General features: G+C 57.4%; 20 protein-coding genes. 8 read left to right on the top strand and 12 right to left on the bottom strand.

Annotated elements, in window-relative coordinates; all coding sequences use genetic code 11:
- Positions 1-27: 27 nt before the first annotated feature.
- Entirely contained in the window at positions 28-1,962 is a 1,935-nt protein-coding gene (locus tag HHI26_RS01550) for a fructose-specific PTS transporter subunit EIIC (RefSeq protein ID WP_171148445.1), read from the top strand.
- 40 nt (positions 1,963-2,002) lie between these two features.
- On the opposite strand, the gene HHI26_RS01545 is transcribed toward HHI26_RS01550, so the two are convergent.
- A complete protein-coding gene (locus tag HHI26_RS01545) occupies positions 2,003-2,836 on the bottom strand; it encodes an SDR family oxidoreductase (RefSeq protein WP_159336615.1) in 834 nt (277 codons plus the stop codon).
- Between the two features lie 93 nt (positions 2,837-2,929).
- Between HHI26_RS01545 and HHI26_RS01540 the strand changes: the two genes are divergently transcribed.
- Positions 2,930-3,853 (top strand): LysR family transcriptional regulator, encoded by a 924-nt coding sequence (locus HHI26_RS01540; protein WP_159336614.1) that lies wholly within the window; start codon positions 2,930-2,932, stop codon positions 3,851-3,853.
- Here the strand turns inward: HHI26_RS01540 and yghX are convergent.
- From yghX to HHI26_RS01515, 5 genes are all read right to left on the bottom strand, one after another.
- Complete coding sequence (yghX, locus tag HHI26_RS01535; protein WP_133842001.1) at positions 3,834-4,721, bottom strand: YghX family hydrolase; 888 nt, start codon at positions 4,719-4,721, stop codon at positions 3,834-3,836. The two genes, HHI26_RS01540 and yghX, sit on opposite strands and share 20 nt — an antisense overlap.
- A 77-nt stretch (positions 4,722-4,798) precedes the next feature.
- Positions 4,799-5,743, bottom strand: a complete 945-nt coding sequence (locus tag HHI26_RS01530) for an aliphatic sulfonate ABC transporter substrate-binding protein (protein ID WP_133842000.1) — start codon at positions 5,741-5,743, stop codon at positions 4,799-4,801.
- Positions 5,740-6,612 (bottom strand): ABC transporter substrate-binding protein, encoded by an 873-nt coding sequence (locus HHI26_RS01525; RefSeq protein WP_171148444.1) that lies wholly within the window; start codon positions 6,610-6,612, stop codon positions 5,740-5,742. Before HHI26_RS01525 ends, HHI26_RS01530 begins: the two co-directional genes overlap by 4 nt.
- Positions 6,609-7,757, bottom strand: a complete 1,149-nt coding sequence (locus HHI26_RS01520) for an LLM class flavin-dependent oxidoreductase (RefSeq protein ID WP_171148443.1) — start codon at positions 7,755-7,757, stop codon at positions 6,609-6,611. Before HHI26_RS01520 ends, HHI26_RS01525 begins: the two co-directional genes overlap by 4 nt.
- 165 nt (positions 7,758-7,922) lie before the next feature.
- The gene (locus HHI26_RS01515; protein ID WP_133841997.1) at positions 7,923-8,585 is read right to left on the bottom strand and encodes a DUF3313 domain-containing protein; all 663 of its coding nucleotides are present in this window, start codon (positions 8,583-8,585) and stop codon (positions 7,923-7,925) included.
- 110 nt (positions 8,586-8,695) lie between these two features.
- Here HHI26_RS01515 and HHI26_RS01510 point away from each other — a divergent pair, with 110 nt between their 5' ends.
- The gene (locus HHI26_RS01510) at positions 8,696-9,310 is read left to right on the top strand and encodes a TetR/AcrR family transcriptional regulator (RefSeq protein WP_133841996.1); all 615 of its coding nucleotides are present in this window, start codon (positions 8,696-8,698) and stop codon (positions 9,308-9,310) included.
- Between the two features lie 30 nt (positions 9,311-9,340).
- Positions 9,341-9,628 carry a SelT/SelW/SelH family protein gene (locus tag HHI26_RS01505; protein WP_133841995.1) on the top strand — a complete coding sequence of 96 codons (288 nt, stop codon included), beginning with the start codon at positions 9,341-9,343 and terminating at the stop codon, positions 9,626-9,628.
- Between the two features lie 97 nt (positions 9,629-9,725).
- Here HHI26_RS01505 and HHI26_RS01500 read toward each other — a convergent pair whose 3' ends face one another.
- Positions 9,726-12,107 carry a TonB-dependent receptor gene (locus HHI26_RS01500; RefSeq protein ID WP_171148442.1) on the bottom strand — a complete coding sequence of 794 codons (2,382 nt, stop codon included), beginning with the start codon at positions 12,105-12,107 and terminating at the stop codon, positions 9,726-9,728.
- Between the two features lie 926 nt (positions 12,108-13,033).
- Entirely contained in the window at positions 13,034-13,513 is a 480-nt protein-coding gene (locus tag HHI26_RS01495) for a GNAT family N-acetyltransferase (protein ID WP_133841993.1), read from the bottom strand.
- A 93-nt stretch (positions 13,514-13,606) separates the two neighbouring features.
- Between HHI26_RS01495 and HHI26_RS01490 the strand changes: the two genes are divergently transcribed.
- Complete coding sequence (locus tag HHI26_RS01490; protein WP_171148441.1) at positions 13,607-14,524, top strand: LysR family transcriptional regulator; 918 nt, start codon at positions 13,607-13,609, stop codon at positions 14,522-14,524.
- Here HHI26_RS01490 and HHI26_RS01485 read toward each other — a convergent pair.
- Positions 14,521-15,858 carry an LLM class flavin-dependent oxidoreductase gene (locus tag HHI26_RS01485; protein ID WP_133841992.1) on the bottom strand — a complete coding sequence of 446 codons (1,338 nt, stop codon included), beginning with the start codon at positions 15,856-15,858 and terminating at the stop codon, positions 14,521-14,523. The two genes, HHI26_RS01490 and HHI26_RS01485, sit on opposite strands and share 4 nt — an antisense overlap.
- Before the next feature lie 227 nt (positions 15,859-16,085).
- On the opposite strand from HHI26_RS01485, the gene HHI26_RS01480 reads away from it, so the two are divergent.
- Both HHI26_RS01480 and HHI26_RS01475 read left to right on the top strand, forming a co-directional pair.
- A complete protein-coding gene (locus tag HHI26_RS01480) occupies positions 16,086-17,003 on the top strand; it encodes a bestrophin family ion channel (protein WP_133842155.1) in 918 nt (305 codons plus the stop codon).
- Between the two features lie 115 nt (positions 17,004-17,118).
- Positions 17,119-18,147 (top strand): Gfo/Idh/MocA family oxidoreductase, encoded by a 1,029-nt coding sequence (locus HHI26_RS01475; RefSeq protein WP_133841991.1) that lies wholly within the window; start codon positions 17,119-17,121, stop codon positions 18,145-18,147.
- A gap of 106 nt (positions 18,148-18,253) precedes the next feature.
- On the opposite strand, the gene HHI26_RS01470 is transcribed toward HHI26_RS01475, so the two are convergent.
- Complete coding sequence (locus HHI26_RS01470; protein ID WP_171148440.1) at positions 18,254-19,258, bottom strand: Gfo/Idh/MocA family oxidoreductase; 1,005 nt, start codon at positions 19,256-19,258, stop codon at positions 18,254-18,256.
- 111 nt (positions 19,259-19,369) lie between these two features.
- Here HHI26_RS01470 and HHI26_RS01465 point away from each other — a divergent pair, with 111 nt between their 5' ends.
- Positions 19,370-20,401 (top strand): LacI family DNA-binding transcriptional regulator, encoded by a 1,032-nt coding sequence (locus HHI26_RS01465; protein WP_133841989.1) that lies wholly within the window; start codon positions 19,370-19,372, stop codon positions 20,399-20,401.
- A gap of 16 nt (positions 20,402-20,417) precedes the next feature.
- Here the strand turns inward: HHI26_RS01465 and HHI26_RS01460 are convergent, their stop codons facing one another.
- Together HHI26_RS01460 and HHI26_RS01455 are read right to left on the bottom strand one after the other, a co-directional pair.
- Positions 20,418-20,795: a hypothetical protein gene (locus tag HHI26_RS01460; RefSeq protein ID WP_133841988.1), complete on the bottom strand. Its 378-nt coding sequence runs from the start codon at positions 20,793-20,795 to the stop codon at positions 20,418-20,420.
- 243 nt (positions 20,796-21,038) lie between these two features.
- On the bottom strand, positions 21,039-21,923 hold the full coding sequence (locus tag HHI26_RS01455; RefSeq protein ID WP_241008212.1) for a LysR family transcriptional regulator: 885 nt from the start codon (positions 21,921-21,923) through the stop codon (positions 21,039-21,041).
- Positions 21,924-21,960 lie beyond the last annotated feature (37 nt).

The following is a 21,960-nucleotide window of genomic DNA, read 5'->3' as shown; positions in this document are numbered from 1 at the left end:
CCTACTGACCGACCGAGAGGCTGCATAATGATTAACACACTTATAAATGAAACATTAATCTGCCTTGATTTACACGCCACCCGCAAAGAGCAGGTGTTCAGCGAGATGGCTGAACTGCTGTTCCGTGCCGGCAATATTACGGATAAAGCGCAGTTTATTGCCGATGTGCAGGCGCGCGAAGCCATTGCGAACACCGGGTTTGAAGATGGGATTGCCATTCCTCATGCAAAAAGTGCCGCGGTGAAACATCCCGCCGTCGCTATCGGCATCAGCCGTCAGGGCATCGACTATGGTGCTGAAGACGGCCAGCCCAGCCGCCTGTTCTTTATGATCGCCTCGCCTGAGCAGGGTGCCGACCACCATATCGAAGTGCTGGCGGCATTCTCCGGGAAGTTTATTGAGGACGGTTTCAGTGAACGTCTGCTGGCCGCCGACAGCCCGGCGGCCGTCATGGCGCTGCTGACCGCCCCCACGCAGACGTCTGCGTCCACGGTTACCGCAACCAAAGGCTTGCTGATCGGCGTTACCGGCTGCCCGACCGGGATCGCGCACACTTACCTGGCGGCGGAAGCGCTGGAACAGGGAGCACGTGAACTGGGTTACCAGATTATTGTCGAAACCAACGGCTCCATCGGCGTGCGTAACAGCCCGACGGCTCAGCAAATTGCCGAGGCCGACGCCATTCTGGTGTGCAGTGATAAACAGGTGGAGATGGCGCGTTTTGCCGGGAAGAAGCTGATTCAAACCCCGGTCAAAGCCCCGATTAAAGCTGCGCAGCAGGTGATCCGCCAGGGGCTGGAAGCCCCGTTGTATCAGGCTGATAAATCTTCCAGCAGCAGCAGCGCGGCTGCGCAGCCTTCAGGACGCAGCGATATCTACCGTTTTCTGATGAACGGCGTGTCGCATATGATCCCCTTTGTGGTCACCGGTGGGCTGATGATCGCCCTGTCGCTGGCTATTGGCGGCCAGCCCGGCCCTTCCGGCATGAGTATTCCTGAAGGCAGTATCTGGCAGTCGGTGCTGGATGTCGGCGTGGTGGCCTTCAAACTGATGATCCCGATCCTTTCCGCCTATATCGCTTACGCTATCGGCGACCGCTCCGCGCTGGCTCCCGGCTTTATCGGCGGCTGGATTGCCAATACCGGCAGTTTCTACGGCGCAGAAGCGGGAACCGGGTTTATCGGTGCGATCCTCGCCGGGCTGATTGTGGGCTATGTGGTGCGCTGGCTGGCTACACGCCGTTACCCCAAAATGGTACAACCGCTCGTACCGATCCTCATCGTGCCCCTGACGGGTACGCTGTTTATTGCCGGGCTATTTATTTTTGTGATTGGCGCACCGATTTCCAGCGCCATGACCGGAATGAATCATCTGCTGGTGTCGCTGAATGGCAGTAGCCTGGTGCTGCTGGGTATTGTGATCGGCGGCATGGCCGGGTTTGATATGGGCGGGCCGGTGAATAAAGTCGCCTTCCTGTTCTGCCTGAGCATGCTGACGGCAGGCCATGCGGAGTATATGGGCGCAATTACCTGCGCCATTCCGGTAGCCCCGCTGGGGATGGGTCTGGCCACGTTCCTGTCCCGTAAGCTGTCGCTGTTTGCCGGTGAAGAGAATGAAGCAGGTAAAGCCTCGTTTGCGATGGGTCTGGTGGGTATTTCTGAAGGGGCCATTCCGTTTGCGGCACGCGACCCGCTTAGCGTGATCCCGGCTAACGTGATCGGCAGTATGGCGGCAGCGGTGATGGCGTTCCAGTTGGGCATCACCAATCAGGTTGCGCACGGCGGGCCAATTGTGGTCCTGCTGGGCGCGATGAACAAACCGTCACTGGCCCTGCTGACCATGTTTACCGATGCTCTGCTGACGGCGGTGATTGCCATTGCGGTGAAATATATGCGCGTGAAGGCGGCACAGAATAAGCGCGCCGTCACCACCGCCTCCATGCAAAAATCCGCCACCCACTAACCCCCCCGACAGAGCGAGCCGGACGGCTCGCTCTGCATGGTCAGCCCTGTTTATCAACGCTGAATGCGATGTCTTTCGTTGCGTCAAGCACCTGCAAACGCGAGGTCAGCGCTTCCCGAATAGAGTGATACGCCTTGCTGCCCAGCGCCAGACGAAACGGCGGGTTATCGAGATCCGCTGCGGCAATAATCGCCTCCACGGTTTTTTTCGCATCACCATTAATCGCAATGCTGCCATCGGCAATCCCCCGCCGCACGGCTCCTGCGGGTGTGTTGTCGTAGCACGCCATCGGTTCAGCGATATCAATCCCGGTGACAAACGGTGTATCGGTCGGCCCCGGTTCGGCTAGCAGGAAATCGATACCGAACGGCGCAACCTCCTGCGCGACGGACTCAATAAACCCTTCAATCCCCCATTTACTGGCGTGATAAAGGCTGAAATTAGGCCAGGCGATTTGCCCACCCTCCGAAGAAATTTGCACAATCCGCCCTCCTCCCTGTTGGCGCAGAAACGGCAATGCGGTGCGGATCAGCTGCACTGAACTGGTGAGGTTGGTGGCGATTTGCCGTGCGATCTGCGCGTCACTGACCTCCTCCGCTGCGCCAAACAGCCCGTAGCCTGCGTTACTGACCAGCACATCGATACGCCCGGCGCGGTCGAAGGCCTGCTGTATCACCGTGCGCATCGTGGCGGTATCCGTGACATCCAGCAGCACGACCGAGAGCTGTTCTCCCCAGCGGGCTAACAGATCGTCCAGCGGGCCGTGCCTGCGCAGGGTGGCAATCACCCGATCGCCCCGCTGCAGCAGGCGTTCTGTCATCAGACGCCCCAGGCCTGTCGAGGTGCCGGTAATAAACCATGTTTTGTTGCTCATCGCTGCTCTCCATCAATGTTGTTTACTCACCCGCACAGCTTATGGCACGCTGACTGGCATGATAAGACTCAACAATTGGCATGAAGAGGTGAAATGAAATCACCAATACGAACCCCCTCGATCTCTGACCTGAAAGCCTTTATCGCCGTGGCAGAGCAACGCAGTTTTCGCCGGGCGGCAGAATTATCAGGCGTCACGCGCTCAACCCTGAGTCATGCTATTCGCGGGCTGGAAGAGCGCCTTGGCGTGCGCCTGCTGCACCGCACCACGCGCAGCGTGGCATTGACCGATGCCGGAGAAAAGCTGCTGCGGCGCATTACACCCCACCTCAACGGGCTGGAGCAGGCGCTTGAGGAGGTAGCGGATGCTCAGGGACAATTACTGGGAACGCTGCGGATTAACGGCGGTGAAGAGGCGATTCAGCAGCTACTGATGACCGTCATCCCGGAGTATCAGGCTCGTTATCCGGGTGTGGAGCTGGATCTGGTGGTGGATGGCAGGCTGGTGGACATTGTGGCACAGGGGTTTGATGCCGGGATCCGGCTGGCGGAGGATGTGGCCGCCGATATGATCGCCGTGCGTTTTGGTGAGGATATCCGGTTTGTTGCCGTGGCCTCACCCGCCTATCTGGCGCAGCATCCGGCCCCCGGCGTGCCCGATGATCTGGCGCAGCATCGCTGCATTCGCCAGCGTCTGCCCGGCGGAAGGCGTTATCGCTGGGAATTTTCGCGCCACGGCCAGCAGGTTGCGCTGGATGTTCCCGGCACGCTGACGCTAAACAGCTCAGCCCTGATGGCCGGGGCCGCTCTCCAGGGGCTGGGGATCGCCTATGTGCCAGAAAGCCATGTGCGGGAAGCGCTCAATCAGGGAATGCTGGTCAGGGTACTGGAGGCATGGTGCCCGCCAGTCCCTGGTTTATGCCTCTATTTCCCGGCGAATCGCCATATGCCCGTCAGCCTGAGGGCGCTGGTGGATATGATCAAACGCCAGAGTCCGGTTACACCAGATACTGTTTAAACCAGGCGATGGTTCTCTCCCACGCCAGATCTGCCGCCGCTTTGTCATAACGCGGCGTCGAATCATTATGAAAACCGTGGTTCACGCCTTTATACACATAGCCTTCGTAGACTTTATGATGCTCTTTCAGCGCAGCTTCATAAGCCGGCCAGCCCTCGGTAATCCGTGTATCCAGCTCCGCATAATGCAGTAGCAGCGGCGCTTTGATTTTGGCCACATCTTCCGCTTTCGGCTGGCGACCATAAAACGGCACGGCAGCGCCCAGTTCGGGATAGGCCACGGCCGCCGCATTCGCCACCCCGCCGCCATAACAGAAGCCGGTTATGCCCACTTTGCCGCTGGCACCATCGTGCTGCATCAGAAACTCAATCGCCGCAAAAAAGTCGTTCATCAGCTTTGTCGGGTCAATCTGCTGTTGCAGCTCGCGCCCTTTCTCATCATTGCCCGGATAGCCGCCAACCGAACTCAATCCGTCCGGGGCCAGCGCAATAAAGCCGGCTTTCGCCACCCGCCGCGCCACATCCTCGATATACGGGTTCAGCCCGCGATTTTCATGCACCACCACCACTGCAGGCACCTTCCCCGTGACTTTCGCCGGACGGACGAGGTAACCCTTCACGCTCCCGTGTCCCTGCGGGGACGGGTAGTGAATATACTCCGCGAGAATATCGGGATCGGTAAACTCAACCTGCTGCGCATAGGCATAATTCGGCGTCAGTAAGGTGCCGAGTGCCGCCGCCGACAGGCCACCGACAACAAACTTCGCCGCGATATCCAGAAACTCACGTTTCGTGATTTTACCGTGTACATAGAAGTCAAAATATTCGAGCAGTTCAGGAGGGAAATCTTTTGCCGTCATACGTGTCATTAGCCAGGCTCCGTACGGTGCATAAAACGTGGGGCCGACGTTGCTGGTCGGCCCGGTTTGGCAGGATAGCGCGTGAGTTACAGTTCCACGCTGTGACCCTGAATATCAGGAATAGCCTTAATCAGCCCCTGTTGCAAGTACCACTCAGCAACATGCTGAATATGCTGGCGCTGCTCTGCCCCTACTGACGACAGCGGAACAGTATTGACCTCGCCCAGCCGATCGCCCAGCCCTTCGCCCAGACGGCCCATCTGTTGTGCCCAGATTTTCCCGGCTTCATGCGGGTGCGCTTTGGCCCAGACATTCTGCTCTTTCATCACCTGCCAGACGATCTTCACCACGTCCGGATGCTGGCGGTTAAACTGCTCAGTGACAAAGTAACCCACGGCGTTCTCCGATCCCAGCTGTTTGCCATTGGTCAGCAGACGCCCTTCGTAGCTCTGACGCGCCAGCGACAGGAACGGGTCCCACACCGCCCAGGCATCCACATGACCGCCGACAAAGGCACTGCCGCTGTCCGTCGGCGTCAGGTACTCTTTCTGTACTTCGCTCTCTTTGATCCCGGCCGTCTGCAACGCGCGTGACAGCAGATACTCTCCCGTGCCACCCTTGTTCACCGCCACTTTTTTACCGCGCAGGTCCGCCAGCGTTTTCAGCGTGGAATCGTTGCGCACCACAATGCCTTCTCCATCAGGCGACATCGCCTGATAACCAAAGAACACCAGCGGCAGCCCGGCGGCAATGGCGGTGACAAAGGCCGTGGAGCTGCCGGTGGTCATATCAATGGCATTGGCATTCATTGCTTCATAGGCGGGTGCCGCTGATGAGAACGGCCCTGCCCATTCCAGTTTTACGTTGTGCGCAGCCAGCGCTTTTTCCAGGCTGCCATTCTCTTTCGCCAGCGCCAGGTCGGTCGGTGCCCGTAAAAAACCTATTCTCAGTGTGATCTCGTCTGCGGCCTGCGCCGTCATTGTTACGCCTAACGCCGCAGCGACCAGCCAGCGCAGCACTCCCTTATTCATGCCTGTACTCCATTGTCGAGCGCAACGTTTATCCGCAGCGCCTGGGTGATAAATCGGGCGGCCAACAGATCGTCGGCCTGCTGTTGCTGCTCAGCCAGCAGTTCCGGGGTCACCCGGTGAATGCCCCACGGGCGGGATCGAATAGTCGAGAGCCAGCTGGTGACGCTGAGTGAGCCGGGAAGATGCCGATGGATCAGCTCCGCGGCCTGCTGACTGTTGCTGGCGATCCAGCGGTCATTCTCGGCCAGTACCGTCAGCAGGATTTCCGCCTGCTGCGCAGACTGATGCAGCCAGCGTTCACGGCACCAGAACAGGGAACGGTTGCGGATCACCTCGCCCACCTGAACAAGGCAGCGCACCTTTTTAGCATCCTGTGCCGCGGTTAGCCAGGGATCGATAGCCGCCCACAAATCCACCCGTCCCTCGCGCAGCGCACGGGCAGACTCACTGCCGTTAAGGTCAACCAGCTGGATATCGTCCAGTGTCAGCCCGTTCTGCAACAGCAGCCGGGCGAGGAAATGGTCGGTAAACGATCCTTTCATGCAGGCGATGCGCGCGCCTTTGAGATCGCTGGCGCTCTGACGCGGCCCGTCTTTCATCCCGAGCAGCGCGCAGTTTGCCGTCCGGTCGGGTGAGGCCGCCAGATAGGCCACGTCCAGACCGTTGCCCTGTGCCAGCAGCGGCGGCGTGGACCCGGTGCCGACGACATCCAGCCGTTGTTCTGCCAGAAAAGTGGCACTGTCGCCCCCATGCAGATAATCCGTCCAGACCACGCCGCCCTGCGCTGCCAGCGCCGTTTCCAGCACGCCGCGATAGCGCAGAATAAACAGTGAAAGATTGTTCGGGTGACTGCCGATACGTAACGTCATCCACGATCCTCCTGCTGCCCCACCGGGCTGTCCCACAGATTGCTCCAGGTGAAAGTATTACCGGAATCATTGGCCACGTGCGTCACCGTGGGCGCGTCCAGCGACAGACGCGGTAACACCAGCTGGCTGAAGCGTTGTGCTTCCTCCACCAGCGGGAAACCGGACAGGATAAACACCTCCACGCCGGCCTGTTGATAGTCGCGCAGTACGCGTTCAACGGTTTCCGGGCTGCCGACAATCGCGGTACCCGGCCCCGGACGGACCAGACCGATGCCAGCCCACAGATTCGGGTAAATCTCCAGCTCACGCGGGTTTTCCGGGCGGGCGTTATTGTGCAGTGCGCTCATGCGTGCCTGACCGACAGAATCCGATCCGGCGGCCAGCGCGTGGCAGGCAGCAATCGCTTTATCGTCCATTGAACGGTACAGCTCCTCCACCGCCTGCCACGCGGCTTCATCCGTTTCCCGCAGGATCACATACAGACGAATGCCAAAGCGCAGCGTGCGCTGATGCTGAAGCGCTTTCTGTTTCACGGCGGCAATTTTCTCTGCGGCCTGCGGCGGCGTTTCACCCCAGGAGAGATAGGTATCAATATGTTTTGCCGCAACGTCCTGCGCTGCCTCCGATGAACCGCCGAACCATAGCGCAGGCGGTGGGTAGCCACCGTTGCCCAGCGCCAGACGGGCGTTGCTGATATGCAGGTGTTCACCTTCGAAATCCACCGTCTGTTCTGCCAGCAACGGCTTCAGCACGGTAAGAAACTCATCGCTTAACTGGTAGCGCTGGTCGTGTTCAAGATGCAGACCATACGCACCCAGGGTATTTTTATCGCCGCTCACCACATTGAGCAGCACGCGTCCCTGGGAGAACTGGTTGAACGTCACCGCCATTTTGGCCAGCAGCGTGGGGGAAACCAGCCCAGGTTGGATCGCGATCAGGAACTTCATCCGTTGCGTCAGCGGGATCAACGAAGCCCCGACAATCCAGGGGTCGTGCGCGCCGGTGGCCAGCAGCGCGCCGGTAAACCCCAGATTATCCACCGCCTGCGCCACTTCCTGAAACCAGGCATAGTCGATTTTGCGACTGCCGGAGGCGGTCCAGGGCTGCGGCCCGTCGGGGGCGGTGAGATACCAGTAGATTTCCATTAAGGCTTCCTTCTTTTTTTGCCTGAAGTAAACGACAGCAATAACAAAGCCGCACAGACAGAACAAAGAAGAAATCGGGGAAAGTTCAGCGTTAAAAAGCATTTAGAAAAAAAGCGGCTCTGCGGCCGCTTCTGTTTCCGGGTATTTCCTGGTGTTGACGTCAGACTATTTCAGCACAGCCAGCAGCTGGTCAGCCCCTTTATCAATGCCCACTTTAGCGGCCGACAGGGAACCAAAGCTGGCCCCGACATTCATTGCATTGGGATACTGTTTCGTCACCCAGGCCTGTAATAACTGGTTATTGTCGGCCTGATAGATCTCAACGGCATAACTGACTGAACCGTTCATCAGCCCTTCCCGCCCACGCACCGCCTGCACAATATTGTACGGCCCACCCGCCAGATCGAACTTGGTGAACGTTCCCAGCACCGGCGTGGTGGTCTCGGCTCCGGTAAGCGTCAGCTTAATGCGCAGCGCCTGTGGCGAGGGATGCTGGCTGGGTGAAAACCGGGTTTTCAGCACCTCGTTGCAGCGCTGGTACAGATAATCGGCCAGCTCCTGACGATCGGCCTGGCTGAGATCGCCAAACTGATTATCCGCGCCCTGATAGACGATGACCGGATCCACCGTCACTGTGGTGTATTTTTTCCAGTCGACCTGGCCTGCGGTGCGCCACGGCTGACGATAGGCATCCTCACCGCTGTTAGGCCGCAGCTGTTCAGCAGACGATAACCCGGCATAACGTGGCGGCTGCGTGCCCGCACAGCCTGCCAGTATTAGCGAGAGGAGTAATAAAGACGATGTAAAAACCTGGCGTTGAGTGAACATAAGAATACCCTTTTTTATAAGTGAACCGTACTGTACGGTATAGTTATGCCCTGGCAGGATTTTTCTGTCAATAAAATGTACACTCGGGTTTATTTTTCGCGGGAGAGCCGATGAAAGTCCGAACTGAAGCACGCCGTGAGGCAATCGTGGAAGCTGCCGCACAGCTTTTCCAGGAGATGGGTTACGAGCGCGCATCCATGAATGAGCTGTCAAAGCGCCTTGGCGGCTCCAAAGCCACGCTGTATAACTATTTTCCCTCGAAAGAGGAGCTGTTCAGCGCGGTGATCCGCACCTATGCCACGCAGCATTTGACGGACGCCGCCAATGTACTTAACGATGCGGTGGCGAAAAGCGTCACGCTGGAAGAGAAACTACAGCGCTTTGGCGAGCAGATGTTGCAGGTGATGACCACGGATAATACCGCTCTGTCGGTTTATCGTATGGTGGTGGGAGAAGCCGGGCATTCCGATATGGGCATGCTGTTTTATGAATCTGGCCCACGTGAGAGCGTGGAAAAACTGGCGCGGTTGTTCTCGTCAGCGATGGATAACGGCGCGCTGCGCCTCGGCGATCCGCAGGTACGCGCCTTGCAGTTTCTGGCACTGCTGACCGCTGAAATTGAAATCCGTATTTATCAGCGCACCGCTCCGCCAATGAGCGAGAAGCGGGTACGTGAAATGACAGCCTGCGCGGTCCGGATGTTTATGGCCGGGGCTGGAAAATAATCTTCTCAATACGATGGTGAGGTTACTTGCATGAGCCAATTACCGGTTGTCACGATCCAATATTGTTCCCAGTGCAACTGGATGCTGCGCGCCAGTTGGATGGCGCAGGAACTGCTGCATACCTTCAGTACCGATCTCGGTGCGGTTACCCTCATCCCCGGTACCGGCGGCGTGTATGAGATCACGGTAAATCAGCAGGTGATCTGGAACCGTAAAACCGATGACGGCTTTCCGGATGCCGCCGAGATCAAACGCCGCCTGCGCGCCGTCTGTTTCCCGGAGCGGGATTTGGGGCATATTGATCAGCACGCAAAATAAAGGGCTGACCGAAAAAGAAGGTCAGCCCCTACGCAATCCTGTACGGGGCGACCCTTTTTTCTGGTCGCCCGTGCTGGTGTTCAGCGTTTGCTTTACATCAGAAATCGACGTTCACACCTAACTGGAAGTTACGTCCTGGCTGGACGGCCAGTGAGCGATCGTTGATATCCACCTGAGTTTCCCCGGTCATATTACGGCTGCTGAGATAATCCCAATATTTACGATCGGTCAGGTTATATACTCCACCGCTTAGCTTCACGTTCTTCGTCACTTTCACCCAGGCCGTCATATCCACCATGCCGTAACCCGGCACGCGCGTATATTCCGTGGTGGCGTCCGTCAGCGCACCTCCGCTGTTCAGGTAGCTGTTGCGGTTGGTGCTCTGCGCCTGCTTCCCTTTAACAAAAGTCGCGGTGATCGCCGTACCAAAGCGCTGCGCCGGATCGTCAAACGCCACGCCAACCACGGCTTTCATCGGGGCCACGCTGTCGAGGTCAACATACTTGTCGCCATCATAGCGGGATTTGGCCTGGCCCTTGCTGTAGCCCAACGCAAAGGTGGTACTCAGGCCGTTAACCTGATCAAACCAGGTGCCATAGTTGATTTTGGTGCTGACTTCTCCGCCCCAGATATAGGCTTTATCACGGTTTTCTGCCTGATAGATAGTGGCTATATTCGCAGGAACATTGACGAATTTGTCCGGTGCCGTAGCGCGAGAATAACGGGTCGACGCAATAAAGTTTTTATAGGTGTTATAGAACATCGCACCATGCAGCGTTACGCCTTCCGTTGCCTGGCCCTTCACGCCCCATTCAACGTTGTTACTGGTTTCCGTTTCCAGATCGGTATTGCCCAGCAAGGCATACTGACGGTTTCCGGCGTAGCTGGAACCGAGGTTCCATGAACCATACAGCTGGCTGGCGTTCGGGAACTGCGCGCCGCGCTTGTACTGCACGTAGGTCATCAGTTGCGGGGTAATATCATAGTTAAAGCTGATGGACGGCAGCAGCTGCGTATCGCTGTTGGTTTTTCCGTACAGCTTCTCTGCATCGGCAGGCGTCAGCACATCCGTGCCCGCGGCCATATTACCGAGGTTCTGCGGTTTGGTTTCCTGATGCGCCACACGCACGCCCGGCACCACAGAGAACGCATGACCATCAAGGTCAAACAGGATACTGTCCTGCACAAACGCGCCCAGCACCAGGGTACGGCTGTCACCCTCAGGTTTGGTGGTCATGCTGGTGCCGCTCTGTGCCGGAGACTGGCTGAACGGGCGTTCGGTTTCTGAAAGTCGCCCGTTGATCCCGGCCAGCAGATCGTGGCGACCCAGCGCCTTCGCCAGTTGGGCTTCGTAGCCGTACGTTTCCACGTTGTAATCAGAGTACACGCGCTGCATGGCACCCGCAGTGCCTAATGGCATCAGCGTATTGTCGTGTGCTTCAGTGTGCTGGTAATAAATTTTATTACTCAGGCTGTCGACCCAGTCGTTACCCGGTGTCCACTCATCTTTCAGGCTGACACCCCAGCGGCGGGTGTTGCTTTGCTGGTTCGCATCGCCCAGTAAGGTATTGCCGTCAGTAGCCCAGCTGTCATAGCGGCTGTGATTCACTTTGCTGTAAAAATCGACCGTTCCGGTCAGCTTGTGCTCATCGTTCGGCTGCCAGATACCGGAAGTCAGCAACGCGTCGGAGTGCCAGTTTTCCGGGTAAGCGTCAAGTTCATCGCTATTATTACGGGTCTGCTGACCATCACGGCGGCTGTACACCATCAGACCACGCAGGGTTTCATCCCCGGCGGCAGCGGTGATGCCGTTATGCCAGCTGCGGCTGGAGGAGTCGTAATCGCTCTGGAAGCCAAACGCAGTGTGTTTGCCCGGCGTCAGATAATCATCGGCTGATTTCGGCAGGAAGGAGACGGTACCGCCCAGTGCGGTATTCGCACGTGACGTTATCGTTGCGCCAGATTCAATCTCGACGCGACCGTAGAGATAAGGGTCAATATAGTCACGGCCGATGCCGAAGGTGTTCACCCCGGCACGGCTGGCGTAGCTGCGCCCGGTGGCTTCTGGCTGCGGGATGCCATCGACGTCAAGCGCCACGCGGTTACCTTCCAGACCACGGATGTTATAGCCGGTGTAGCCGCCCCGGTCGAAGCCGCTTTTGCCTGAGGAAGAACCACTGCTGCTGCCTACCGCGCCGATCAGCGGCTGGTAACGCATGATGGTGCCGAAGTTATTGCCACCACGCTGCTGCATTTCAGCAGCATTAAGGGTAACTGAACTTCCTGCCACTTTCTTCACTTCTGGCGACAAGACGGTCATCACCGCATCATCCTGCGGCGTGTTTTTCGGGAGCGTGTTTGCGGACGATTCATCGGTCTGCTCAGCCGCGGTAAGCGGCGTGGAGACGGCTGCGGTGAACAGTGTCCCCACGACGAGAGACGTGTGCAGTAATCCCTGGTGGGATGAAAACTTAATCATGCGAAATACCTGCGATGTTATTATGGGTATTCGCTCAACAACGGCTTCAGGAATAGCAATTAGCAAAGCCCTGTGGCAGGGCAAACAACGTTTATAATTTGCGACATAATATACAAATGATAATCATTATCAACATTAATGTTGCATAAGATTACCGTTTCCTGCGTCATTATTTCTTTTGTCTTACAAATGTAGGGGATGACCTTTTTTTTGGTCGACCCGAAAAACAACGTCAACGTCAAGGTCAACGTCAAGGTCAACGTCAAGGGCGTTTCGCTTTCCCGCTGCGCGGGCTGAGCGACCCAGGGCGGCCAGTCGCCGCCGCCCTGGGAACCCGGGCTTGCGGCAGGCGCATCGCCCGCTTAACGCGGGTTCCCTCAGTCAAGCGGCTTTCCTGCCGGACCGGGCGTGACGGGACATCCCTGTCCCGGCTCACCCTCTCGCCGACGTCCTGTTGGCTCGTCCTGGAAATCCGCCCTCCTTCGGCGAAGCTTAATTGCCGCTCAAAAGGTCAACATCCACGTCAAAAGAACAATCAAAGACGGACTAAAAATAAACCAAATACCAAAGAGCCATTTTTGGTATTTGTTGGTTTTATTTAATCTTGTAGGTTTTTGGTTTTGATGTTGAGGCGGCAATTAAGCTGCGCTGAGGAAGTGATGTGAACCAGGATGAACCGCCAGGACGGCGGTGAAAGCTCGGGCCGGCACAGGGAAGTGCCGTCACGAGCGGTCCGTCGGTGAACGGAACTGACGAAGGTACCCGTGAAACGGGCGCGGCGCCTGCCGCAAGCCCGGGGTCAAGGGGCGGCGGCGACTGGCCGCCCCTTGTCGCTTCGCCCGCACAGCGGGAAAGCGAAACGCCCTTGACCTTAAGACCTTGACCTTAAGACGTTGACCTTGACCTTAAAGCAGAGCGCAAAAAACTCAGGATTCAGCAAAATCCGTCAATACCTGCCCTTCCATCCGGTAGCGCACCCACTCATCCTGCGGCGCAGCCCCAATGCTTTTATAAAAATCGATGGCAGGCTGATTCCAGTCCAGCACGCTCCATTCCAGGCGGCCGCAGCCGCGCGCCACCGCAAGTTGTGCAATATAGCGCAGCAGCGTTTTACCGGCTTTCTGACCGCGAAAACGCGGGCTGACATACAGATCCTCCAGGTAAATACCGTTTTTCCCCAGCCACGTAGAGTAGCTGGTAAAGAACACCGCGTAGCCCGCTGCAACACCATCCACTTCACAGATCAGCGCTTCACTGGTGGAATCATCAGCAAACAGTGACGTTTCAATATCCTGCTGACTGGCGACCACTTCGTGCAGCGCTTTCTCATATTCAGCCAGTTCGGCGATCATCGCGAGGATCAGTTTGGCGTCCTGGCGTTCGGCGCGGCGGATAACGGTATTCATAATCATTCCCTGGAGCAGACAGTTGATGGTCGCCAGCATAACCGCTAATCTCTGCTGAATGAAGTGCATTATCCTCAGCGAATAGTGAATACCATGCATCTTAATCTTCGTTCCCTCGACCTGAATCTGCTGCTGGTGTTTGATGCGGTGTACCGCCATCAATCGGTGACGCGTGCTGCCAGCGAACTGGCACTCAGCAACTCGGCGATAAGCCATGCACTGGGCCGCCTGCGCCGCTACTGCGACGATGAGCTGTTCTACCGCGTCGGCCATCAGATGCAGCCTACCCTGTTCGCCAGCGACCTGGCCGTGACGGTACACGACAGCCTGCATCTGCTGAATCAGGGCGTACAGAAACGCCCGCGCTTTGACCCGGCCAGCAGTCAGCACAGCTTTACCTTTGCCGTGACCGATTTTACCGCCTTCAGCCTGTTCCCGCGGCTGATCGGTCACTTACAGCACGTGGCTCCGGGGCTGCGTTTTCAACTGGTTCACAGCCAGCAGAAAGTGGCCCTGCATGAGCTGATGTCGGGCCGCGTGGATTTTGCGCTGGGATTCAGTGAGAATCACGACCGAAAATGGCCGGAAATTGATGAGCTGGACTGGCTGGAGGATGAGTATGTCACCATAGCCAATCCGGCGTTTTTTCCCGCTGACCCGCCGCTGACGCAGCAGCAGTATATCGCTGCACGTCATCTGGTGATCACCCCGTGGAATGAGGAATCCGGGTATATCGATAGTGAACTGGCCGCCATCGGTCTGAAGCGCGAGGTGGCGCTCAGGATGCCCTCAATGCTGGGCGCGCCGTTTATTATTGCCCAAAGCCCGCTGCTGCTGACGCTACCGCGCCACGCCGCGCAGACGCTGAATGCCAGCGCGGACTATGTGATCCACCCCCTGCCGTTCCGCATCCCTCCGTTCAGGGTGAAGGTCTACAGCTGGCAGAAAAACAGCCAGCGCGAGGCCTGCCACTGGCTGCTGGCGCGTCTGCGTGAGCTGAAAACGGCTTAACCCGCCTCGCGCAGATGCTCGCGGGCCTGGCTGTAACGGTTCGGCCGCGCCGGAATATCCAGGCGCTCACGCAGCGTACTGCTGTCATCCTGATGCCAGTAACCCCGCGCTTCGAGGATCGGCAGCACATAGCGCACCACATCCTCCAGCGCTTCATTCAGTACCGGGCCACAGATAATAAAGCCGCTGGCTCCGCCCTGTTCCACCCAGCGAATAAAGGTATCGGCCACCTGTTCCGGAGTGCCGAAGAACTCGCCTTTTGGCAGTGTGGTACGGAAAGCCACTTCGCGCAGCGTCAGCTTTTCTTCTACCGCCAGGCGTTTGATCTGATCGGTGGTGGAGCGGAAACTGTTCTCCCCCAGGTTACCCAGCTCAGGGAACGGGCCGTCAGGATCGTACTGGCTGAAGTCGTGATGGTCGAAGAAGCGGCCAAGGTAGTTCAGCGCCTGCTCCAGTGATAACAACGACAGCAGATAGCGGTATTTCTCTTCCGCTTCCTGCGCTGTGGCACCGACAATCGGGCTGATGCCGGGGAAGATCCCCACCGGTTCGCGCCCCTGCTGCTTCACCTGTTGATTCAACTGGGCCGCATAGGTTTGCGCCTCTTCCAGCGAACGCGCATTGGTAAACACGGCGTCCGCCGAGGCCGCCGCCAGACGAATACCTGATTCTGAAGCGCCCGCCTGGAAGATCACCGGCTGGCCCTGCGAGGAGCGCTGAATATTCAGCGGACCTTCTACCGAGAAGTGTTCGCCCTGATGATTGAGTTTATGCAGTTTCTGCGCGTCAAAGAACTCGCCGCTCTGCTGGTCACGAATAAACGCGCCCTCTTCCCAGGAGTCCCACAAGCCCTGCACCACCTCGATATACTCACGGGCAATCTGATAACGCTGCCCGTGTTCAGGGTGATCTTTACCAAAGTTACGCGCCGATCCCGCCAGCGGTGAGGTCACCACATTCCAGCCCGCACGACCGTTACTTAACAGATCGAGTGATGCCAGCTGCCGTGCCACGGTAAAGGGATCGCTGTAAGAGGTCGAGATGGTTCCCGCCAGCCCGATACGCCGGGTCACCGCCGCCAGTGACGACAGCAGTGCAACCGGCTCAAAGCGGTTCAGAAAGTGCGGCAGTGATTTTTCGTTAATGTGCAGACCGTCGGCAACGAACAGAAAATCCAGACCGGCCTCTTCCGCCTGATGTGCTAACTGGTGATACCAGTTGACGTTAACACTGGCGTCGGCGGGAACGCTGCGGTGCCGCCAGGCATTCATAAAGCCGCCTGCGCCCTGTAACATCAGGCCGAGTTTAATCCGTTGTGGGGTTTTCTGGCTCATGTGTGCTGCTCCCTGTTCGATGGAATATGACCTCAGATTTTCATAAAACCCCGATGGAATTAAATACCAATATCGGCTTTGTAATGCCGCTTTGTGGCAAACCCCGTGACGGTGGGTCGCGCGTGTGGAAAGAGGTTCCCATTTTCCTGACCCGGCCAGAGGCGTATGATGCTGCACTTTGGTTATACAAATGTTGTTTGCCTGCACCTTATTCGGATACCTTCGCTATGATCGTTCGCCCCCATCAACACTGGTTCCCGCGCCTTTTCTCCTGGCACGGTGCGGTGTTATCAAAAATTCTGTTCCGCCTCAGCCTGAATCTGATGATGGCCATCTTCGCGGTGATCTGCTTTCAGTGGTATGAAACGCTGGGCATTCGTCTGACGACAGCACCTTTCAGCCTGCTGGGCGTGGCGATTGCTATCTTCCTCGGGTTTCGCAACAGCGCCAGCTATGGCCGTTTTGTTGAAGCGCGCACCCTGTGGGGCGGGCTGCTGGTGGCGCAGCGTTCGCTGCTGCGCCAGGCGAAGGGGGCTTTGCGCCGCGACCCGGCAGCGGTACGCGAGTTTGGCGGCTTGCTGATGGCCTTTAGCTGGAGCCTGAAACATCAGCTACGCGGCACCGATGCCAGTGACGATATCCGCCGTCTGGCACCGAAAAGTGTGCAGGATGAGGTGCTGGCCAGCCCGTTTCGCGCCAACCGTCTGCTGCTCTGTATGGGACGCTGGCTGGCGGATAGACGGGAAGAAGGGGCGATTTCCGACCTGCTGTATAACGGTATGGACGGCAACCTCAATGAACTGGCGCATATTCTTAGCGGCTGCGAACGCATCAGTACCACACCGATTCCTTTTGCCTACAGCCTGATTGTGCACCGTACCGTATATCTGTTCTGTACCCTGCTGCCGTTCGCGCTGGTGGCAGACCTGCACTACATGACACCGCTGGTGTCGGTGTTTATCTCTTACACCTTTCTGTCGCTGGAATCGCTGGCTGAAGAGCTGGAAGATCCGTTCGGCACGGCGGCTAACGATCTGCCGCTGGATGCTATCTGTAACACCATTGAACGCATCCTCAGCGAAATGAACGATTTGACGCCGCTGCCCGCCGCCCATCAGCCGGACGCACGTTTCAATCTCATTTGATGGCTTTCCATCATCAAAGCGTTTTCCCCTGCCATTCTGGCTATTTATAGTGAAAGGATTGCCGCCGGGCATGACCCGGCGGTGGCCCTACTCTCTATAATAATCAGGAGCCTCCATGTTTCCGTCACAGTTACCTCAACCGCGTATCCTTGACCCCAAGGCTGTCCCTGTCCTGCGCTGGGGCATTATCGGACCTGGCTGGATTGCTGAACGTTTTGCCAAAGCGCTAAAAGAAGGCACCTCGCAACGGCTGGTGGCGATCGCGTCACGATCACAGGAACGCGCCGCTGCATTTGCCGATAAAATGGGTATCCCACAGGCCTTTGGTAGCGCTGCTGAACTGCTGGCACAGCCGGATATCGATGCGGTGTATATCGCCACGCCGCATAATCATCACTACCCGGACGGGCTGCAGGCATTGCAGGCCGGCAAGCATGTACTCATTGAGAAACCGCTGGCACTCAACGCGCAACAAGGCCAGGCGCTGGCCGAGCTGGCGCAGGCGAAAGGATTGCTGTGTATGGAGGCAATGTGGTGTGATTTCCTGCCAAAATACGATGTGATCAGCCAGTTGCTGGAAGATGGCGTGTTGGGGGACCTGCATACGCTGCTGGCCGACCACGGCGAGTTTTTCACATCCGATCACCGTATTTTTAATGCCGACCTCGCCGGTGGCCCGATGCTGGATCTTGGCAGCTACCTGATTGGCTTCAGCATCAAGGTCGCCGGTGCGCCTGCCTCGATTTATGCCGCCGGGCAGCAGGTCCCTGGCGGGGTTAACGGCCAGGCATCGATGCTGCTGACGCATCACAACGGCATGCATTCCGTGCTGAATACCACCCTGTTCAGCAACACACCGGGAGGCGCAGTGATTGCCGGACGCGATGCGTCACTGAATATTGCCGGATCATTCTATGCGCCGGGGCCATTTACACTGACGGCCAGCCAGGGTGGCAACGTGCTGCATTTCGACGAACCGCGCAACCGTTATGACCAGCTGTTCCACGAGGCGGTACATTTTGCCTGGTGTGTCGGTCAGGGGAAAACCGAGTCGCCGGTACGTCCGTTGTCGGCCTCGCTGGCAACGTTAAGTGCGATGGATGAAGTGCGGCGACAGATTGGCCAGGTGTTCAATGAGGAGTAGCCGTTAACCCGACGTGGCCGACCTTTTGTTTCGGTCGGCCTGTCAGGTGCCTGCTTCGGCATGGGACGACCGAAAAAAGGGTCGTCCCCGACGATAAAGCGATAGGTTACAACCTCTGAACCTGACAAAAACGCCTCGTCTCCAGCGATTTCACCGCGGCCTCAGCAATTGCCTGCGCCTGCAAACCATCCTGTAACCCCGGCACAGACACTGACTCACCGTTCAGCGAACGCACAAACGCATCCAGATGCAGGTAATACGTCTCTTTCACCCGGTTAAACCAGTCGGCATACAGCGCAGGACGGGTAATGCCCTCAGTGGTATATAACGTGGCGCCCGCAGGGCTTTGCGCACCGGACTCTGACATCCCTTTCGCCCCCAACAGCGTAATCCGCTCCTCGTAGCCGTAGCCAGTACGACGTGTGTTATCGAGCTGTGCCAGTGCCCCGCTGTGCATCTTCATGATCAGCACCGAGGTATCCACATCGCCAAACTGAGCGATCTCCGGCATCGCCAACGCCGAACCCAGCGCACCAATGGTGTCGACTTCATCCCCGGTGAGCCAGCGCAGCAGATCGAAGAAATGGATCGCCTGGTCGCGCATCTGCCCGCCCGAGGTTTGCAGATAGCTTAGCGGGGGCAATTCAGACGCGCGGCACACCATCTGAATCAGTTCGGCTTTGCCCAACAACCCTTGCTGAAAATGCTGTTTCAACTGATTGTGGCTGGGATCAAAGCGCCGGTTAAATCCGACAGTGACGGCAGCCTGATAACGTGACACCTCATCCACGACTCTGCGTGCTTTATCCAGCGACAGATCGATCGGCTTTTCGCAGTACACCGCCTTGCCTGCGGCCACGGCGGCCGTCAGAAACTCGGCATGAGACGGCGTGGAAGTGGCGATCAGCACGCTATCTATCGCATCGCTGTTGATAGAGTCCAGCACGCTGCCCACCCGGGCCCCGTAGCGGGTGGCAATCTCATCCGCACGAGCGCTGTCCTGATCCGCCACCATTACCAGCTCACTATCCGGATGTGCCGCCAGGTTTTTTGCATGGACCTGACCAATGAATCCTGTGCCCAGCAGGGCAAACTGTCTTTTCTGTGCCATTGTTGCGACGCCTGTATCGGTTGAATGTTAACGTTTCGTTGCCAGGATAGCGTTCGCGAATATACTTGCTGAAACGACATTTTGATGGAAAGCCATCATGCGGAGTAAAGAGTGAAGAAGATCACGCTGGAAGCGGTGGCCAAACAAGCTGGCGTGGGCGTCGCCACCGTTGACAGAGTCATGAACGAACGCGGAGGCGTTTCCCCTGCCACCACCCGACGGGTATTGCAGGCAGCAAAGGACGCGGGGCTGAAGCGCCTGCTACCGGACGAACATCGCCAGCCGTGGAAAATTGAGCTGCTCCTCAGCAGTAGCGATGCCTTTTTTTTCCACCAGCTTTCTCAGGATTTCAGCCAGCTCGCCGGGCACCTCGGTTACGGCCACATCACACTGCACCGCACGCTGATTGCCGAAGCAGAACCCGAAAAATTGGCGGCGCAGATCCTCAAGGCTGCCGCACAGCGCGATGGCATCATCATTTTTGCCCATGAGCATCCGGCCATTTTTGCCGCGCTGGAACAGTGCCAACAGCAGCAAGTTCCGGTGATTACCCTGGTCACCGATCTGCCCGGCGCGCCGCGTTTGTGTCATGTGGGCATTAACCAGCGCCAGGCCGGGCGCACCGCCGGGTTACTGATGGGCAATATGCTGAATTCGCCTGGCGATATCATCATTATCAGCGGGCGTTTTGACTATCTGGCACACCGCCAGCGGGTGGAAGGTTTTAGCGAAGTGATCGCCAGCAAATTTCCGCATCTGCGCGTCCACAAAGTGCTGGCGGCGCTCGACGAGCGTCAGCAGGTCGGCCGCCTGCTGGAGGAGCAGATCTATCAGAACCGTAAGTTGCACGGCATCTATAACACCGGGCTGGGCAACAGGGAGATCGCTGACGTCCTGGCGCGCCATCGTCTGCTGAAAAAATCGGTATTTATCACCCACGAACTCTACCCCACCACGCGTCAATTGCTGGCGGAAGAGGCGGTGGTACTGACGCTGGATCAAAATACCCGGGAACATGCACAGCGCGCGCTGACACTGATGCTGGAAAAACTGGAATGGCAAAAGAGGCCTGATGAATATCAGGACGGGAAAGTCGAGTTTATGCTTTATACGCGGGAGAATATGTCACCAGGGCCGGAATAACCGGCCCTGACGGGAATCACACTTCTTTGATGATCAACTGCATCAGCGTACTGCGAATTTCTTCACACACACGGCGCACGTTGTACTGATATTTAGGTGTGGCGATTTCATCAATTTCACTGCCCACCTTGTCCTGGATTTCACGATATTTTTCCAGTTGACCATTCGCTCGCAGGAAACGTTGGTTGTATTGCTCGAATACCGTGACGTTATAAGCCTGCATCACCTGCAATTCTTTGCGGCACTGTTCGACGCGTGCGTCAAAGCTGGACAGAGACTTCTGCTCAGACACGACAGGTGGCGGTGGTGGATTATGAGATGGAGCACGTTCAGGAGGCATGGCACAACCCGTTGCCAGCAATGCGGCAATCAATACCGGTGCAAATTTCGTCATTATATCACCCGAGTTAGGGTCCTGATTTTGGCAGGATATAGTTACGTTCTCAGGGAATAGTAGCAAATTATATCGCGTGATTACCACTTAGCTGTTTAGCACACATAAAATTTTATTTTTAATACCTTGGCGATATTTTAACCTGACGCTAACGCCAGTGGCACCGACAGGCAAGTCCCGATACCGCCAAACCGGCAGCCTGTCAGCCTGGCAGTCCCCCGCCCGCGTAACTGGCGTACCCGGTCAGCCCGTGCCCTGACTCAGCGCACGGAATAGCGTCAGCAACGTGGCAATCTCCCCCTCACCCGTCTGCACGCTATCGTCGGTCATCATACAAAGTGAACTGGTGCGCCGTTGCCCGCTGGTGAGTGGCAGGCGTTGCAGTTCACCGCTCTCCAGCCACGGTGTGATTTGCACTTCCGGCAGCCAGCCGTAACCCACCTGATGCAACACCGCTTCCAGCGCCGCCTCAATGCTGGTGAATGTCCAGTTTTCTGCCGCCGCAGGCTGGCCATCCTGCTGCTGCTGGCGGTCAAGGATTTCAATCAGCGGATAGCCGGCCAGCACCGAACGCGTAAGAGGAGCCGGGAGGGCTAACAGAGGATGATCGCGCTGGGCGACGGCAACGAAATCAATATTCAGCAGACCTTCGGCCTGACGCTGACCACAGCTTTCTCGCGTCAGGATCAGAATATCGGCCTGGCGCTGCGCACGTTGCTGTGCGCTTTCACCGCGTAACACTTCAGTCAGGTGCACCTGCGTGGCCGGATACTGTTGCTGGAACTGACGCAGCACATTAAACAAGGGCCCGCGTGGGAAAATACTGTCCACGATCAGGTCTATGCGCGCCCGACTGCCCGCTTTTAACGAGGCAGCACGGTTCTCCAGCTGCTGGAATGCGCTGAGGAGTGGTCGCGCCTGTGCCAGCAGAATCTGTCCTTCCGGCGTTAACTCTGCCCGCCGACCTACCGGTGTGAGCAGTGTGATCCCCAGTCGCTCCTGCATCAGCCCCAGCTGATAGCTGATCGCCGACTGGCTGCGGTTCACCTGCATGCCAGCGCGCGCAAAGCTGCCGCACGCCACCACTTCCTCTAATAACGCCCATTGCTCAAGACTGGTTTTGCTCAACATGGCTAACTCATCGAATTTTTCCATTAATTTGACG

Origin of the sequence: Erwinia sp. JH02 (assembly GCF_013074405.1) — a bacterium.
GTDB classification, from domain to species: Bacteria; Pseudomonadota; Gammaproteobacteria; order Enterobacterales; family Enterobacteriaceae; genus Erwinia; species Erwinia rhapontici.
This window is presented reverse-complemented; position numbering and strand designations above follow the sequence as displayed.

Coding starts and splice junctions, on each gene's coding strand:
- HHI26_RS01525 (WP_171148444.1), bottom strand. CDS start 6,612: ATGACGTTACGTATCGGCAGTCACCCGAACAATCTTTCACTGTTTATT.
- HHI26_RS01500 (WP_171148442.1), bottom strand. CDS start 12,107: ATGATTAAGTTTTCATCCCACCAGGGATTACTGCACACGTCTCTCGTC.
- yghX (WP_133842001.1), bottom strand. CDS start 4,721: ATGACACGTATGACGGCAAAAGATTTCCCTCCTGAACTGCTCGAATAT.
- HHI26_RS01545 (WP_159336615.1), bottom strand. CDS start 2,836: ATGAGCAACAAAACATGGTTTATTACCGGCACCTCGACAGGCCTGGGG.
- HHI26_RS01530 (WP_133842000.1), bottom strand. CDS start 5,743: ATGAATAAGGGAGTGCTGCGCTGGCTGGTCGCTGCGGCGTTAGGCGTA.
- HHI26_RS01485 (WP_133841992.1), bottom strand. CDS start 15,858: ATGAGCCAGAAAACCCCACAACGGATTAAACTCGGCCTGATGTTACAG.
- HHI26_RS01540 (WP_159336614.1), top strand. CDS start 2,930: ATGAAATCACCAATACGAACCCCCTCGATCTCTGACCTGAAAGCCTTT.
- HHI26_RS01495 (WP_133841993.1), bottom strand. CDS start 13,513: ATGAATACCGTTATCCGCCGCGCCGAACGCCAGGACGCCAAACTGATC.
- HHI26_RS01550 (WP_171148445.1), top strand. CDS start 28: ATGATTAACACACTTATAAATGAAACATTAATCTGCCTTGATTTACAC.
- HHI26_RS01480 (WP_133842155.1), top strand. CDS start 16,086: ATGATCGTTCGCCCCCATCAACACTGGTTCCCGCGCCTTTTCTCCTGG.
- HHI26_RS01475 (WP_133841991.1), top strand. CDS start 17,119: ATGTTTCCGTCACAGTTACCTCAACCGCGTATCCTTGACCCCAAGGCT.
- HHI26_RS01460 (WP_133841988.1), bottom strand. CDS start 20,795: ATGACGAAATTTGCACCGGTATTGATTGCCGCATTGCTGGCAACGGGT.
- HHI26_RS01505 (WP_133841995.1), top strand. CDS start 9,341: ATGAGCCAATTACCGGTTGTCACGATCCAATATTGTTCCCAGTGCAAC.
- HHI26_RS01510 (WP_133841996.1), top strand. CDS start 8,696: ATGAAAGTCCGAACTGAAGCACGCCGTGAGGCAATCGTGGAAGCTGCC.
- HHI26_RS01515 (WP_133841997.1), bottom strand. CDS start 8,585: ATGTTCACTCAACGCCAGGTTTTTACATCGTCTTTATTACTCCTCTCG.
- HHI26_RS01520 (WP_171148443.1), bottom strand. CDS start 7,757: ATGGAAATCTACTGGTATCTCACCGCCCCCGACGGGCCGCAGCCCTGG.
- HHI26_RS01490 (WP_171148441.1), top strand. CDS start 13,607: ATGCATCTTAATCTTCGTTCCCTCGACCTGAATCTGCTGCTGGTGTTT.
- HHI26_RS01470 (WP_171148440.1), bottom strand. CDS start 19,258: ATGGCACAGAAAAGACAGTTTGCCCTGCTGGGCACAGGATTCATTGGT.